This window comes from Nostoc sp. NMS7 (genome assembly GCF_017115085.1).
Lineage (GTDB): Bacteria > Cyanobacteriota > Cyanobacteriia > Cyanobacteriales > Nostocaceae > Nostoc.
This window is the reverse complement of record NZ_JABXKJ010000093.1, coordinates 17,759-31,505: the sequence shown is the minus strand read 5'-3', so window position 1 is coordinate 31,505 and position 13,747 is coordinate 17,759. Positions and strand designations below refer to the sequence as shown.

Below are 13,747 nucleotides of genomic sequence, written 5' to 3'. Positions count from 1 at the left end.
GCTTCATCAACATTATCGGTTTCTTTTCGCTTTGAACTGAGCTTAAAACTCTAACATATAAAAAAAGACAGGCAACAAGCCTGTCCTACAAGTAATGATTTAGCAGAGAATTTAGAAATTCATCTCAGCAGCTTGAACTTTCTCAACCTGCTTCTTCTTCAGCACTAGCATAACTTGAGCCAACATTACAAGAGCGATGAACGCAATCATCCATTTGACTCTAGAGGCGTCTTGCAGTACGATTTCTGCATCTTTTTGACCGAATCCACCGACGACGTTCGGGTTGTTGGTCAAAGCATCACCAGTCTTAACTGTTTGCCCTTCGGAAACAAGCAGTTCTGGTCCTAAAGGAATCGGATCAACGACAACATCACCAGATTCCGGTTGAATGTTTACTAGATATTTGACGTTACCATCTGCATCTTCCTCTTTGGCAATCTTGGTAATTGTGCCAGTAGCGGAAGCGTTGTAAACAGTGTTGTTGCTCTTTTCGCCAGTGGGATAAACTTGTCCGCGTCCCCGATTAGCACCTACGTGAACTGAATATTTACCGAAGTGGATGTTTTTATCGGTTGCGGGGTTGGGAGAAAGAACTGGGAAGACGATTTCCTGATACTGTTCACCGGGTAAAGGTCCGACGATGACGATGTTTTCTTTGTCTTCGCTGTAGGGTTGGAAGGGAGTATCGCCAACTTCTTTTTTAAGTTCCTCGGAAAGACGGTCTTCAGGAGCAATCTTAAAGCCTTCAGGTAGCATCAGGACAGCACCGACGTTCAAGCCAGCCTTGGAACCGTCAGCACCAACTTGCTGGGCGCCCAGATCGTAAGGGATTTTCACCACAGCTTTGAATACAGTATCAGGTAGCACCGATTGGGGAACTTCCACTTCTGTAGGTTTGGCTGCTAGGTGACAGTTGGCACAAACAATCCGCCCGGTTGGTTCGCGGGGGGTTTCAGGATAGGTTTCCTGTGCCCAAAAGGGATAGGCGGCAGCAGATTGGGGAAGGGCGAGATCGCTGGTGAAGTAGAATGTCACGGTAGCGATCGCTATGAGCAATATTTTGACGATCGCTCTAGCACTGCGAGTTAACCTCGCTATTAACAAAGCATTTCTCATCTCTATAAGGGCGACGATTGAATTAGTCATTAGTCATTGGGCATTGGGCATTGGGCATTGGGCATTGGTTATTCTCCCAACTCTCTCACTCCCTTACTCAGCACTCAGCACTCAGCACTGATTAAGACCACCAAGGGGCATCACCAGTGCGGAAGTCGGTTTCAGTCCAAGGGGTCAAGACAATTTTGTCGTCGTTTACATTGGTATGGGCCAAAGGCAGAGACAGAGGTGCTGGGCCGCGAATAACCTTACCAGTTTCGTTGTATTGAGAACCGTGACAAGGGCATTTAAACTTGTTCTCAGCAATGTTCCAAGGGACGACACAACCTAAGTGAGTGCAGATGGCGTTAATGCCATAATCTCTGATCGCCTCTTTGCTGTCTACCACAATATAGGTCGGATCTCCCTTTAGTCCTTGGACTAGGGTGCGATCGCCTGGGTTATGGCTTTCTAAAAATTTACTAACACTAACATCGTTACCCAACTCGTCTTTTCCAGTTGCACCGCCACCAGCAGCACCACTAGAGGGTGGAATAAAGTACTTGACAACGGGATACAATGCACCCAGAGCTACTCCAGTCACAGTCCCAAAAGTGAGCAGATTCATGAACTGACGCCGACCCATATCGGGCACGTCTGCTGATTCAGAAAATTGAGCCATAATCTACGCGCTCTTTGTGTATTTTGTTAAGCATTTTGACAAAAGTACTAGTGCTTGACTAACTCTTGTCTAAGTCGAAATGCTAGCGCTCACAACGATGCCAGACTTCTCTATTCCAAGATATATTTAGCATCTTTTCTGTTAGCATTACATTTCTTTATATCCTTATCATACTGGAGTCACGGAACTTAACATCATAACTAAATGTAAAATCTGATTGAGAAAAGCTATGACAGGACAGGAATTACGTCAGATGTTGCTTGATAAGTGGGGATATTCTTACGATGTCCAGTTGCGGCGGGTACAGGGAAAGATATTTTTGCAAGTCATGTGGAAATATCTGGAGCAAGCTTCTTTTCCCTTGAGCGAAGCGGAGTACCAAGAGCATCTTGATAGCGTTGCCAATTATCTTCATGCCTTGGGTGGATCAACACAAGTACAAACATTTATTACTCAAACACGCGATCGCCCCCGACTCGGCAAAGCTGTCAGCATTCCTCTCGATTTGGGCGATCGCGCTTCGGAATGGATATTATGACCCACTATTGGATTAACATTAATAAATTTCTGAATAATTACAGTATTTTTTATCCAAAAATAGGGGATTGACATGAGCCGCCAACCATTGCTAGACCCAAATCGTTCTTATACTTTTAGTAATTACTTTGAGTTAGGGTTTGCAGTTGACGATTTAGTTGCTGAATTTGGCTATTCCTTCGAGCGGAAATTTATTGATTTACCACAATATTCTGGCACATTAGACCGATTTTCTCACCTGAAACAGCGAATTGAGGAAGTTTTACCATACATAGATTTGGAGAACGAAGCTACACGCCGCCAAATGCTAATTGCGCCAATTGTTACCGATTTAATTCACTATTCCCGCGCTAAATTACGAATTGAATACACCATTAAAGTTGATCACCGACTTCAAGGTAATTTTAATTATTTCCTTAAAACACAAACTGATTTAATTATGATTGAAGCCAAGCAAGCAGATATAAATAGGGGATTTACACAACTAGCAATTGAGATGATAGCTCTTGATCGGTGGACTGATTCTACTCAAACAGAAATATTAGCAGCAGTAACAACAGGTAATGTTTGGCAATTTGGCAGATTGTATCGACAGACACAGTGTATTGAGCAAGCAATTAACCTTTATCGAGTAACCGAATTGGAAATAGTGGTTAGGATTTTACTAACTGCACTCATCAACTAAGTTGAGATTTTGGGAATTTGCAATTAAAGCAGTGCGATCGTTATTTACCTGTGAGCTTAACCAATCCAACACCACCGAAGTAAAGCGCTAAAACTGCTCCCGCTAAGAGACTTTGAGTTAGAGGGTCAGTAGAAGGTGTCAGAACGGCTCCTAAAACCACTGCTCCCATAATCACGTAACGCCAACCAGAAACCATCTGTTTAGACGAGACAATGTTTAAATTACCGAGTAACAGTTGGATGATCGGAATTTGAAATGCTAAACCAGTGCTGAATAACAGTAACAGCACAAATTCAAAATATTTATCAATTGACCAAAGTTGTTCGACAACATCTGCTCCGTAGCTGATGAAAAATTTCAACGCTGCGGGGATAAGCAGTAAATAGGCAAATACTAATCCCCCCGCAAACAGCACACTCGAACCCAAAACCACAGGCCCCAGTAAACGGCGTTCGCGGCGAGTCAGTCCTGGAACCACAAACTGGATAATCTGGTAAAGAATGAAAGGACTAGTAAGTATGATGCCTGTGTAGGCTGCAACTTTTAGGGAGACAAAGAAATATTCTCCAGGTGCAAGTTGGAGAAATTTTACTCCTTGTGCTGGAACCTCAAGTAACTGGACAATGGGCTTAACGGCAAAGAAACAGCCGATAATGCCCACTACTACGGCAATCAGCGAATAGAAAATTCGCTGTCGCAACTCTTCTAGGTGATCGAAAAGGGACATTTCGATTTCACCTGGCAACTCATCAAGAGGATCGGTGTCTGAGTTGTCATATCCTTCTGGGTCGATGTTGGGAAGGTTTACAGTATCTACGTCTTGTGAAGGCGTCACGTCGCTTCGCTCCGAATTCAAAATTAAAAATTTAAAACAATTGTCTCGTTCCCAGTCTCTGACTCTTAATGCATTCCGAGAGGGCTGCCGCCTCAAGACTTGCGGCACCGCAATGAGATGCATTTCCAGCCAGAGTCTAGAAACGAGATTTTAAAAGGGTTTTGGCTTAAGTTGACACCAATGTTCATGAATTGCCCCGGAGGGCGTGTAGTTTTGCGTAAGTCCTCAGCACTTTTAACTCAGCACTCTTCATTATTTTATCTGGGGAATGCAGCCACCAAGATATGTTTTTGGATGTTGCGGGTTTTTTGTCCTGTTTTTCGGGGTTGCATCTGCATAAGTTAGTAGGAAGCCATCTTGTAGGGAATGCCTAACCTAAAAAGAGGTGGAACCGATAATTTAGCAATCACGTCTTTGCGGGTAGTAACGCTGAGTAAATTGACACAACATCAACATATAATATTCAGTTTTAAAAATCCGGTTCATCAAGGTGGCATCTATATATAGATAGCGCAATCGGAAATTTTTAGTTGAGGTTGGGTATGAACCGGACAATTTGCATTGCCCTGATGGCATTGCCTGTTTATTTATACAATGTTGAGCTAGGCAATATTTGTAGTCGTGACGTGTCAATTGTCAAAAACCAGCTTCCGATGATGGCTGCTGTAATTGTTTACAGGACAAATACTCAGTCATGTATATTGCCGTGGCAAATATCAGCTAGAGATGACCAAACCGAAGATTGCCTTCGCGCGGGTACTTGCAAAGATTGATACTAATTCGTAATTCGTAATTCGTAATTACGGCAGTCCCATCATAAAAAAAAAAGAAAATTAATGGTTACAGAAAATCAACGCACAGTAGTGGTTACAGGAGCTTCAACAGGAATTGGTCAGGCGTCTGCTTTGCTTTTAGACCAGTTGGGCTTCTCTGTTTTTGCTGGCGTGCGTCAAGATGTTGATGCTCAAACACTGAAGCAGAAAGGGTCACAAAGGCTGATTCCGATTTTTTTAGATGTTACTGAGGCTGAGTCGATCGCAGCTGCGGTTGATCAGGTAACCAATGCTGTCGGTGATGCGGGGATTTTCGGTTTAGTAAATAATGCCGGCATTGCTGTCCCTGGCCCGTTGGAATTATTAGCGATCGCAGAATTTCAATACCAGATGCAGGTTAATGTTACCGGACAATTAGCTGTCACACAAGCATTTCTGGGTCTATTACGCCAGAGTCGGGGGCGAATTGTCAATATGGGTTCGATTTCTGGTAGAAGTCCTGCCCCGTTCATGGGAGCTTACAATGCATCAAAGTTTGCTTTGGAAGGACTCACTGATGTCATGCGGATGGAATTACGACCTTGGGGAATCTCGGTTTCTATTATCGAACCTGGTGCGATCGCTACTCCAATCTGGGAAAAGTCTTTAAGTCAATCGGAAATAGCACAGGAGGATTTACCAGAATCGGCACAAAATCTCTACGGTCAGGCGATGAATATTGTACGTAAGAAAATGCAGAATCTCGCATCTGGGGGAATTTCTGCCGATATTGTCGCTCAGGCTGTTGTCCATGCGCTGACTGCAAAGCAGCCTAAGACACGCTATCTTGTTGGACAAGATGCCAAAATTGGAGCTGTGCTGAAGCATATTTTACCGGATAAGCTGCATGACCGGATAATTTTATACTCAATGGGGTTGTAGGGTTGCCCTCATCCCCTAACCCCTTCTCCCAATATGGGAGAAGGGGAACTAGAGAATTTGCTCACCTCTCCCAATATGGGAGAGGGGCTGGGGGTGAGAGCAAAACTCATACACGTGTAGGGGAAAAGCCATGCTAAACCCCTACGAATGATGTGGTTTTTCACCTGAGACATATTTGATATTTCTTGTCAATGTGTAAGTCCTAAAAGTCATTATTTTAAGAAAAAAATCATCATTTTAAGAAAAAAGTCATCTTTTTAAGAAAGAAGTCATCTTTTTAAGAAAGAAATCATCATTTTAAGAAAGAAATCATCATTTTAAGAAAAAATCATCATTTTAAGAAAAAAATCATCATTTTAAGAAAAAAATCATCATTTTAAGAAAAAATCATCTTTTTAAGGAGTAAATGATGGCGTTAAGGCGTAACCCATCGCTTTCAGGAGTAAATTATTGCTTTCAGGAACAAATTATCTCTTTAAGGGCTAAATCTAGCGCTTACGCCTTAACAGAAAATACCAAATATCTGTGATGCAAAAAACCGGATCTGTCGTAGGGGTTTAGCATGGCTTTTCCCCTACTGTCAAGCGAAGTTTGAAGGGTAAAAGAACGAACCGCATTCGCAGGGCTATTTCATTCTCATCTATGACTTACGCAAAAGTAGACGCCCTCCGGGGCAATTCATGAATTGCCCCTACCTGAAAATAAGGGTTTCGGCTATTGTTTGCGTAAGTCCTGTCATCTAGTCCGCCTCAGAATGAATTCTGAGTCTAATAGCGAAAGTCGTCTAAAGACGACTAACAAAAGGTTATAGTCCGTTAAAACGGACTTTAGCTATGAGCCTCTGAACTTCAGTTCTGGGCGGTTTATGTCTAGAACGAAATAGCCCTGACCGCGTTCGCGTTCGCGTCTCCCCTTGGGAGAAGGACGCAAAGAACGCATTCGCGCAGCGCGATGCCCTGAGCTTGCCGTACCACTTCGTGGAAGCAAGCTACGCGCAGCGTCTCGTAGAAAAGGGTCTCGCAGAGAAGGAAGAAGGAAAGAAGATATATGCAATTGAGAACCGCTATATATTTAAGAGCGCTATCAAACTGTACTTAACAGTACCTTTTTTTGTGCTGGATATTTTTAATATTGATAAGAGTACCTTATTTAGTCAAGGAGCTTTTTGCTATTTGTACTTATAATAGTATTTTTACTTACTTAAAATTAAATATCAGCCTTGCCTTGTGCTAGATGAAACCTAAATATAAAAAATCATCCCGAATACTGCTAATTTAGCTAGTATTTTGAGTGAGATGTACTTAAATTAAGGAAGAAATTCCCTAAAACCAAATATATTTATTCAACAGATTTTTTCATCCCTATTCCTGAGTGAACTCGATTAGTTATGCTCCTAGATTTAGAAAGATTTTATCAGGCTTGCAATCCCAGCAGACCTCTAATTATAGGAAATGCCAGCGATCGCAGATACTATATCGATTTTGCTGCGGTGCGGGGTGGCAAAATCATTGAGGCTTTACAGCGCACGATCGCTCGCATCTCACCAGATGCTCCAACTTGTCAGCTATTTACAGGACATCTCGGTTGTGGAAAATCAACGGAGTTATTGCGCCTGAAAGCTGAGTTAGAGGAACAGCAATTTCATGTAGTTTATTTTGAGTCTACCCATGTCTTAGAAATGGCCGACGTGGATGTGACTGATATTTTGTTAGCGATCGCTGGCCAGGTGAGCGAAAGCTTAGAAGCGATGAAAATTAGGCTCAAACCTACCTACTTTACCAAGTTGTTTGGTGAAATTGTCGATTTCTTGCAAACGCCAATTGACATTGGGGTAGAAGCAGAATTATCTGTGGGAATTGCCAAAATTACAGCTAAAACTAAAGAAAGCCCCCAATTGCGGCGGCGGTTAAGAGATTACTTGGAACCGCGAACAGCAAATATTTTACAGTCAATTAATCAAGAATTGCTAGAACGTGCCACCAAGGAACTGAAAGCCAGGGGTAAAAAAGGATTGGTGGTAATTGTTGATAACTTAGATAGAGTAGCAATTCGACCTTTACCATCGGGGCGATCGCTGCCAGAATATTTATTTATTCAGCGTGGTGAACAGTTACGCAAACTAAATTGTCATGTAGTCTATACTATTCCCTTAGCGCTGACTTTCTCCAACGATAGCGCCGAACTTCAACATCGTTTGGGGGGAGGAGTCGCGCCAAAAGTGTTACCGATGATACCTGTGCGTTTGCGCTCTGGGGGGATTTTCCCACAAGGGTTAACAATGTTGCGGCAAATGGTGCTAGCTAGAGCTTTTCCCGACATTTTAGCTAGCGATCGGTTAGGCTTAATTACAGAAGTGTTTGATAGTTTGGAAACCTTAGATCGATTGTGCCTGATTAGTGGTGGTCATGTACGCGACTTGCTAGGGTTACTGTTTGACTGTCTGCGAGAACAAGATCCACCTTTTGACCGGGAGTGTGTCGAGTTGGTAATCCGAAGACAACGGGATTACCGAACTAATGCTATCGACCCTCATGAGTGGGAATTAATCTTTCAGGTAGTGCAACAGCAGAGAGTTAGAGGCGATATAGAATACTATACTTTATTGCGAAGTTTATTTGTATTTGAATACCGCGATCATCAGGGAGCTTGGTTTGCCGTCAACCCAGTTTTAGCAGAGACAGAAAAATTTAAGTCATGGTTGAACGACACCCACAAGCAGATGTAACAGCAGCTAACGAGCGTGCTATACGGAATTTGGGGAGAGCAATTGCCCTTTCTAACGGTCAATTCTCTCTGGTTTTGGTGTGCTGCAATTATCGAGTTTTGCAAGAGCAAATGCTGCAACAACTCGATGAACTCTCTTCAGGAGTACATCAGATTCAAAAGGTAGTTTTGCCGCATAATGCCAGAAGTCTTTACACAAGTATTCATTTACAACTGCTAACTGAAAAGAATCTGCCATCGGCGTTGATGATTTTGGGTTTAGAGTCAGTAGATGGACTTGATGATTTACTGAGGTCTATCAATCATATTCGTGATGAATTTCGCAAACGTCATCCGTTTCCGATGATTGTCTGGGTGAATGAGGAAGTGTTGCAAAAGGTAGCGCGTTTAGCACCAGATTTTGCTAGTTGGGCGGCGACACCGATTAAGTTTGAAATGACAACTGAGGCATTGCTGCAATTTCTGCAACAGGAAACTGACTCTTTATTTGCTACGGTGTTACCAAACGATGCTGCACAACACCAACGTCCTGAAGTTGCAAAGCATTATTCTACTGTGGAGCAAGTCTGGAAACATAGCTATGAACTCCACTTTGCCATTAAAGAGTTACACAATCGTGGTATTACCTTAGAGTCAGAATTAGAGGCTAGTTTAGAATTTGTTTTTGGTCTAGATGATTATATTAGCGATCGCATTCATCCAGCTTTAAAGCATTTTCAGCAAAGCTTGGAAGTTTGGCAAAAGTTGGCAAAAGGAAGGGATGAGGGGGATGAGGGGGATGAGGGGGTATTTTCTTTGCCTATGCCTCCTAATCGGCCATCTCCTCTACTTTTACGACAGGGAATTTTACTGTTTTATATTGGGCTGTGTTATTGCCGTTTTGCAGAGCAAAATCAAACCGAAAACCGCCGTCATTGGTACACAGCTAAATCTTATTTTCAGCAATGCTTAAATGTTTTACAAGTGGCTGGACGTTTAGATATAGTTGCTGGATTTATCAATCAACTCGCTGAAGTTTTGCAATATCTGCAAGAGTGGGAAGAGTTGCAGACGGTTGCTCAAAAGTCTCTGGAGTTACATCAAACTTATGGTAGTCAAATTGAATTAGCTTGTGACTACGGTTTTCTGGCGCAAGTGGCTGTACAGCAGTCGCGCTGGGTACAGGCGAGTATATTAGCACACGTATCACTGCTGAAATTAGGTGAGGCGCAAAAGCACAACGACCCTTACAACTGCTTATTTCCATTATTATTGGGGCAAATTTACTATTTAATTTTGGCGAAAGCCCAGCGAAATTTAGGTGAGTTAAAAATAGCGCGTGAATACCTGGATAAGGCGACAAAAGAACTACCAGCAGCCTTAGAAAGCAGCGCTCATCAATACGATGCCCATCGTTATATTCGCTTATTGCGGAGACTGCGATCGCTCTACTTTGAAGAAGGGCGCTATCTGGAAGCCTATTATATTCGACAGAAACGGCGTTCTGTTGAGCAACAGTACGGTTTTCGGGCTTTTATCGGTGCAGGACGCTTGCAACCGCAAAGACAGGCGACAAATCCAGCATTAATGTCACCTTCTGGGAGTAGTAGCGTTGCTTTAGAAATTGCCGCTTCTGGTCGGGAGCGTGATATTAATAACTTAATTGGCAGAATCAGCCGTGCTGATCAAAAGCTGACGGTAATTCACGGTCAATCAGGGGTGGGTAAGAGTTCGACTGTCACGGCGGGTTTAGTTCCAGCATTGCAAAATCGAGCCGTTGGCGATCAAATAGCCGTGCCTGTGGTATTGCAAGTTTACACCGATTGGGCGCGAGAATTAGGAAAATCTCTAAGTGAGGCGATGTCTAGTGACGCATCCCTTGCCGTGTATGCTGATATGAAGCCAGAAGTAGCTATTGAAGCGGAAGCTTTAGCTTACTATGCCCAACCGATGACGATCTTGAGAATTTTACAGCAACTAAAGGAAAATGCTGATCAGCATTTGATCACAGTTTTAATTTTTGACCAGTTTGAAGAATTTTTCTTTGGTTATAGCGATCGCAATCAAAAGCAAGAGTTTGATAAATTTATTAGTGACTGTCTCAAAATCCCCTTTGTGAAAGTTATCCTTTCCTTGCGAGAAGATTATTTACATCGTTTATTAGATTTTAAACATCTTTCCGCACTGGAAGCGATTAATCATAATATTCTCGACAAGCATATTCGCTACCAGTTAAATAACTTTACGCCAGAATATGCGAAAGCAATTATCCGAAAATTAACAGAGCGATCGCAGTTCAATTTAGAATCGGCTTTAATTGATGCCTTAATCGAAGATTTATCAACAGAATTTGGAGAAGTCCGCCCGATTGAATTACAAGTTGTGGGAGCGCAAATTCAAGATGAGCGCATTACTACACTAGAAGAATATCAGCCATATAGACCGAATAAACTCATTGAGCGATATATTAAGGAACTGATTAAAGACTGCGGCCCAGAGAATGAACGAGCCGCGTTACTCGTCTTATATTTATTAACAGATGAAAGTAACAACCGACCTTTTAAAACTCGTGCTGAATTAGCGGTGCAGCTAGCAGAGTTAGAAGATGCTGAGAAATTAGACTTAGTATTAGAAATTTTAGTGCGTTCCGGTTTAGTGGTACTATTCCCTGATGTACCAGAACGCTATCAACTGATTCACGATTATTTAGTATCGTTGATTCGCTACCTGCAACAACAAGAATCGAGCTTACAGGTACAACTGAACCAGCTACGCCAAAAAGTAGAACAGAGTCAAGCTGAGATTGAACGACTTAAAAGCGAACTTAGTCAAAATAAACAGCGTTCTAAATTGGTAGATTCTCATCCCCAACCGGGTTTGGACTTATTAACAGAATTGCGAGAGTTACACAAACGGGAAGAATTGAGTCAGTTAGAAATTGAGCATTTGCGAGCTGAACTTAAAGAAAAAGAGTTAACAGCTAAACTCGCAGAAAGCCAAAAGAAACAAAGGATTAGTGAAGCTCAATTAAATCGTTCGTTGAAAATGGCACTAACTGCTTGTGTTCTCGCCATATTAGGATTAAGTGTTTCCATAGTCACAGCAGTAGATAGCGAAATTAAAACCCTGAGTGCATCCAGTGAAGCCCTTTTTGCTTCCCAAAAAGGTATTGATGCTTTAAAGGAAGCTTTAAAAGCAGGAAGAAAATTGCAACAAACAGTCTGGGTAGATTCCAATACAAGAGAGGAAGTACAAACAGCACTTTATCAAGCAGTTTCCAGCGTCAGAGAATATAACCGCTTAGAAGGGCATATCTCTGGGGTAAATAGTGTTACATTTAGCCGCGATCGCACTTTAATTGCTTCAGCCAGTGCGGATAATACAATTAAACTCTGGCGTCCCGATGGTAGCTTGGTTAAAACCTTGTCGGGACATGATGATGTAGTTAATAGCGTCAGTTTTAGTCCTGATAGTCAAATCATTGCTTCCGCCAGTCAAGACAAGACAGTAAAACTGTGGAATCGGGACGGTCAACTGCTTGCTACTCTATTAGGGCATCAAGCTGTGGTAAATAGTGTTAGTTTCAGCCCAGATGGTCAAATTATTGCTTCGGCGAGTTCAGACAAGACAATAAAACTTTGGAGTCGGGATAACAAGCTGATCAAAACTTTGCAGGGACATGATGGTGCAGTCTTAAGTGTCGCTTGGTCGCCCAATGGTCAAACTATTGCTTCCGGGAGTGCTGACAAGACGGTGAAATTGTGGAGTCGGGATGGTAAACTGCTCAAAACCTTCCAAGGACATGATGATGCAGTCAAAAGTATAGCTTGGTCGCCTGATGGTCAAGCGATCGCTTCTGCTAGTTTAGACCAGACAATCAAACTATGGAATCTGGAAGGTAAACTACTGCGAACCTTATCGGGGCATAGTGCTGGAGTTACCAGCGTCAGTTTTAGCCCTGATGGTAACACGATCGCTTCTGCAAGTACCGATGAGACAATTAAACTTTGGAGTTTTGAAGGTGTGCTGCTGGGAACCCTGAAGGGACATAATAATTGGGTGAATAGCGTCAGTTTCAGCCCAGACGGTCGCACCCTTGCTTCTGCAAGTCGGGATAAAACTATTAAACTCTGGTATTGGGATGATGTGTTATTGCGAAAGCCGAAAGCTGATAATGATGACTGGGTAACTAGCATCAGTTTTAGCCCAGGCGATCGCACCTTAGCAGCAGCGAGTCGAGACAAAACTATAAAACTTTTCAGTCGAGACGGTAAACTAATCCGTATTTTCACGGGGCATCAGGGTCAAGTTTGGGGCGTGAGTTTTAGCCCCGATGGTCAAGCGATCGCCTCGGCTAGTAAAGATAAAACGGTGAAGCTTTGGAGTCTCGACGGTAAACTACTCAACACCTTGCAAGGTCATAATGGTGCCGTCTTAGGTGTTGCTTGGTCGCCTGATGGGAAAGTAATTGCCTCGGCTAGTAAAGATAAAACAGTAAAACTTTGGAGTCGGGACGGTAAACTGCTTAATACCTTGCAGGGACATCAAGACGCGGTGAATTGGGTAAGCTTTAGCCCTGATGGTAAATTGCTAGCCTCAGCCAGTGATGACAAAACCGTGAAAATCTGGAGTGTAGATGGTAAATTACTATATACCTTAACTGGTCATAGCCGCCGAGTAAATGGGGTTGCTTGGTCGCCTGATAGTCAGGCGATCGCTTCAGTTAGTATTGATAGCACAGTGAAGATTTGGAGTCGAGACGGTGATTTGCTAAATAATCTCGCTGGCGATGGCGATAGTTTTATCAGTGTCAGCTTTAGCCCCGATGGTAAGACTCTAGCAGCCTCCAGTGATGACAAAGTGAGGATTTGGAACCGAGAAGGGACATTGCTGATTGCTTTGAAAGGTTACAAGGATGAGTTAACCAGCGTCAGTTTCAGCCATGACGGTAAAACTTTGGCTGCGGGTAGTGCTAACGGTACGGTGATTTTACAGAATTTGGCGGATATCCAACTGGAAAAATTACTGACACGGAGTTGCGATTTACTACACGATTATTTGCAGACTAATCAGAAGGTAATGAAAAGCGATCGCGCTTTGTGTTCTGGTAGGTGATAGCCTATTTGATTATCGAATGAATTTACTTTTTCGGTAAGAATGTCGAGGATAACGTTGCTGTCTACCAAAACGGTCATGGATTGTCGTCGCTGCGGGTGAGGGTGATGATTTGTTCAGTGGTGAGGTTTCCAGCAGCGCAACCCCGCATGGTATCAATCCATGTTGAAATTTTATCGGCAGGTTGTATTTTCTTGAGGTAGAGGCGATCGCCTTCGATTTCAAACGCTAATTCTACGTCGGGAGAAATGTTTAGCACCTCTCGGATTTCAGAAGGGATGGTAATCTGACCGTCAGCTGTAATCCGCATAGTGTGTTTGTTGTTCAAGCGTTCTTATGTCCTCATGTTAATGTTGAAGTGTTTAGCTAATAGCTCCCCTGCATTTCTATTTTCCATATTT

10 protein-coding genes are annotated in these 13,747 nt (G+C 42.8%); 6 read left to right on the top strand and 4 right to left on the bottom strand.

Annotated features, from left to right (window positions below):
- Window positions 1-111: 111 nt before the first annotated feature.
- Together petA and petC are read right to left on the bottom strand one after the other, a co-directional pair.
- A complete protein-coding gene (gene petA / locus HWQ38_RS09715) occupies window positions 112-1,116 on the bottom strand; it encodes a cytochrome f (RefSeq protein ID WP_292792737.1) in 1,005 nt (334 codons plus the stop codon).
- A gap of 121 nt (window positions 1,117-1,237) precedes the next feature.
- Window positions 1,238-1,777, bottom strand: a complete 540-nt coding sequence (gene petC / locus HWQ38_RS09710) for a cytochrome b6-f complex iron-sulfur subunit (protein ID WP_292792679.1) — start codon at window positions 1,775-1,777, stop codon at window positions 1,238-1,240.
- A 229-nt stretch (window positions 1,778-2,006) separates the two neighbouring features.
- On the opposite strand from petC, the gene HWQ38_RS09705 reads away from it, so the two are divergent.
- Window positions 2,007-2,315 (top strand): DUF3067 family protein, encoded by a 309-nt coding sequence (locus HWQ38_RS09705; RefSeq protein WP_292792677.1) that lies wholly within the window; start codon window positions 2,007-2,009, stop codon window positions 2,313-2,315.
- A 72-nt stretch (window positions 2,316-2,387) separates the two neighbouring features.
- Window positions 2,388-2,999: a hypothetical protein gene (locus tag HWQ38_RS09700; protein ID WP_292792675.1), complete on the top strand. Its 612-nt coding sequence runs from the start codon at window positions 2,388-2,390 to the stop codon at window positions 2,997-2,999.
- A 40-nt stretch (window positions 3,000-3,039) separates the two neighbouring features.
- Here the strand turns inward: HWQ38_RS09700 and tatC are convergent, their stop codons facing one another.
- On the bottom strand, window positions 3,040-3,834 hold the full coding sequence (tatC, locus tag HWQ38_RS09695) for a twin-arginine translocase subunit TatC (protein ID WP_292792673.1): 795 nt from the start codon (window positions 3,832-3,834) through the stop codon (window positions 3,040-3,042).
- A 542-nt stretch (window positions 3,835-4,376) separates the two neighbouring features.
- On the opposite strand from tatC, the gene HWQ38_RS09690 reads away from it, so the two are divergent.
- The 4 genes from HWQ38_RS09690 (at window position 4,377) to HWQ38_RS09675 (ending at window position 13,346) form a co-directional block, all read left to right on the top strand.
- Window positions 4,377-4,607, top strand: a complete 231-nt coding sequence (locus HWQ38_RS09690) for a hypothetical protein (RefSeq protein ID WP_292792671.1) — start codon at window positions 4,377-4,379, stop codon at window positions 4,605-4,607.
- Window positions 4,608-4,670: 63 nt separating this feature from the next.
- Window positions 4,671-5,528, top strand: a complete 858-nt coding sequence (locus HWQ38_RS09685; protein ID WP_292792669.1) for an SDR family NAD(P)-dependent oxidoreductase — start codon at window positions 4,671-4,673, stop codon at window positions 5,526-5,528.
- Window positions 5,529-6,915: 1,387 nt separating this feature from the next.
- Entirely contained in the window at window positions 6,916-8,253 is a 1,338-nt protein-coding gene (locus tag HWQ38_RS09680; RefSeq protein WP_292792667.1) for a P-loop NTPase fold protein, read from the top strand.
- A complete protein-coding gene (locus HWQ38_RS09675) occupies window positions 8,223-13,346 on the top strand; it encodes a hypothetical protein (RefSeq protein ID WP_292792665.1) in 5,124 nt (1,707 codons plus the stop codon). The genes HWQ38_RS09680 and HWQ38_RS09675 overlap by 31 nt, the downstream gene beginning before the upstream one ends.
- Window positions 13,347-13,422: 76 nt before the next feature.
- Here HWQ38_RS09675 and HWQ38_RS09670 read toward each other — a convergent pair whose 3' ends face one another.
- A complete protein-coding gene (locus HWQ38_RS09670; RefSeq protein ID WP_292792663.1) occupies window positions 13,423-13,656 on the bottom strand; it encodes an AbrB/MazE/SpoVT family DNA-binding domain-containing protein in 234 nt (77 codons plus the stop codon).
- Window positions 13,657-13,747: the final 91 nt, after the last annotated feature.

What these genes read in the sequence shown, in the direction of transcription:
- petA (WP_292792737.1), bottom strand. Translation starts at nt 1,116, where the DNA reads ATGAGAAATGCTTTGTTAATAGCGAGGTTAACTCGCAGTGCTAGAGCG.
- petC (WP_292792679.1), bottom strand. Translation starts at nt 1,777, where the DNA reads ATGGCTCAATTTTCTGAATCAGCAGACGTGCCCGATATGGGTCGGCGT.
- HWQ38_RS09705 (WP_292792677.1), top strand. Translation starts at nt 2,007, where the DNA reads ATGACAGGACAGGAATTACGTCAGATGTTGCTTGATAAGTGGGGATAT.
- HWQ38_RS09700 (WP_292792675.1), top strand. Translation starts at nt 2,388, where the DNA reads ATGAGCCGCCAACCATTGCTAGACCCAAATCGTTCTTATACTTTTAGT.
- HWQ38_RS09690 (WP_292792671.1), top strand. Translation starts at nt 4,377, where the DNA reads ATGAACCGGACAATTTGCATTGCCCTGATGGCATTGCCTGTTTATTTA.
- HWQ38_RS09685 (WP_292792669.1), top strand. Translation starts at nt 4,671, where the DNA reads ATGGTTACAGAAAATCAACGCACAGTAGTGGTTACAGGAGCTTCAACA.
- HWQ38_RS09680 (WP_292792667.1), top strand. Translation starts at nt 6,916, where the DNA reads ATGCTCCTAGATTTAGAAAGATTTTATCAGGCTTGCAATCCCAGCAGA.
- HWQ38_RS09675 (WP_292792665.1), top strand. Translation starts at nt 8,223, where the DNA reads ATGGTTGAACGACACCCACAAGCAGATGTAACAGCAGCTAACGAGCGT.
- HWQ38_RS09670 (WP_292792663.1), bottom strand. Translation starts at nt 13,656, where the DNA reads ATGCGGATTACAGCTGACGGTCAGATTACCATCCCTTCTGAAATCCGA.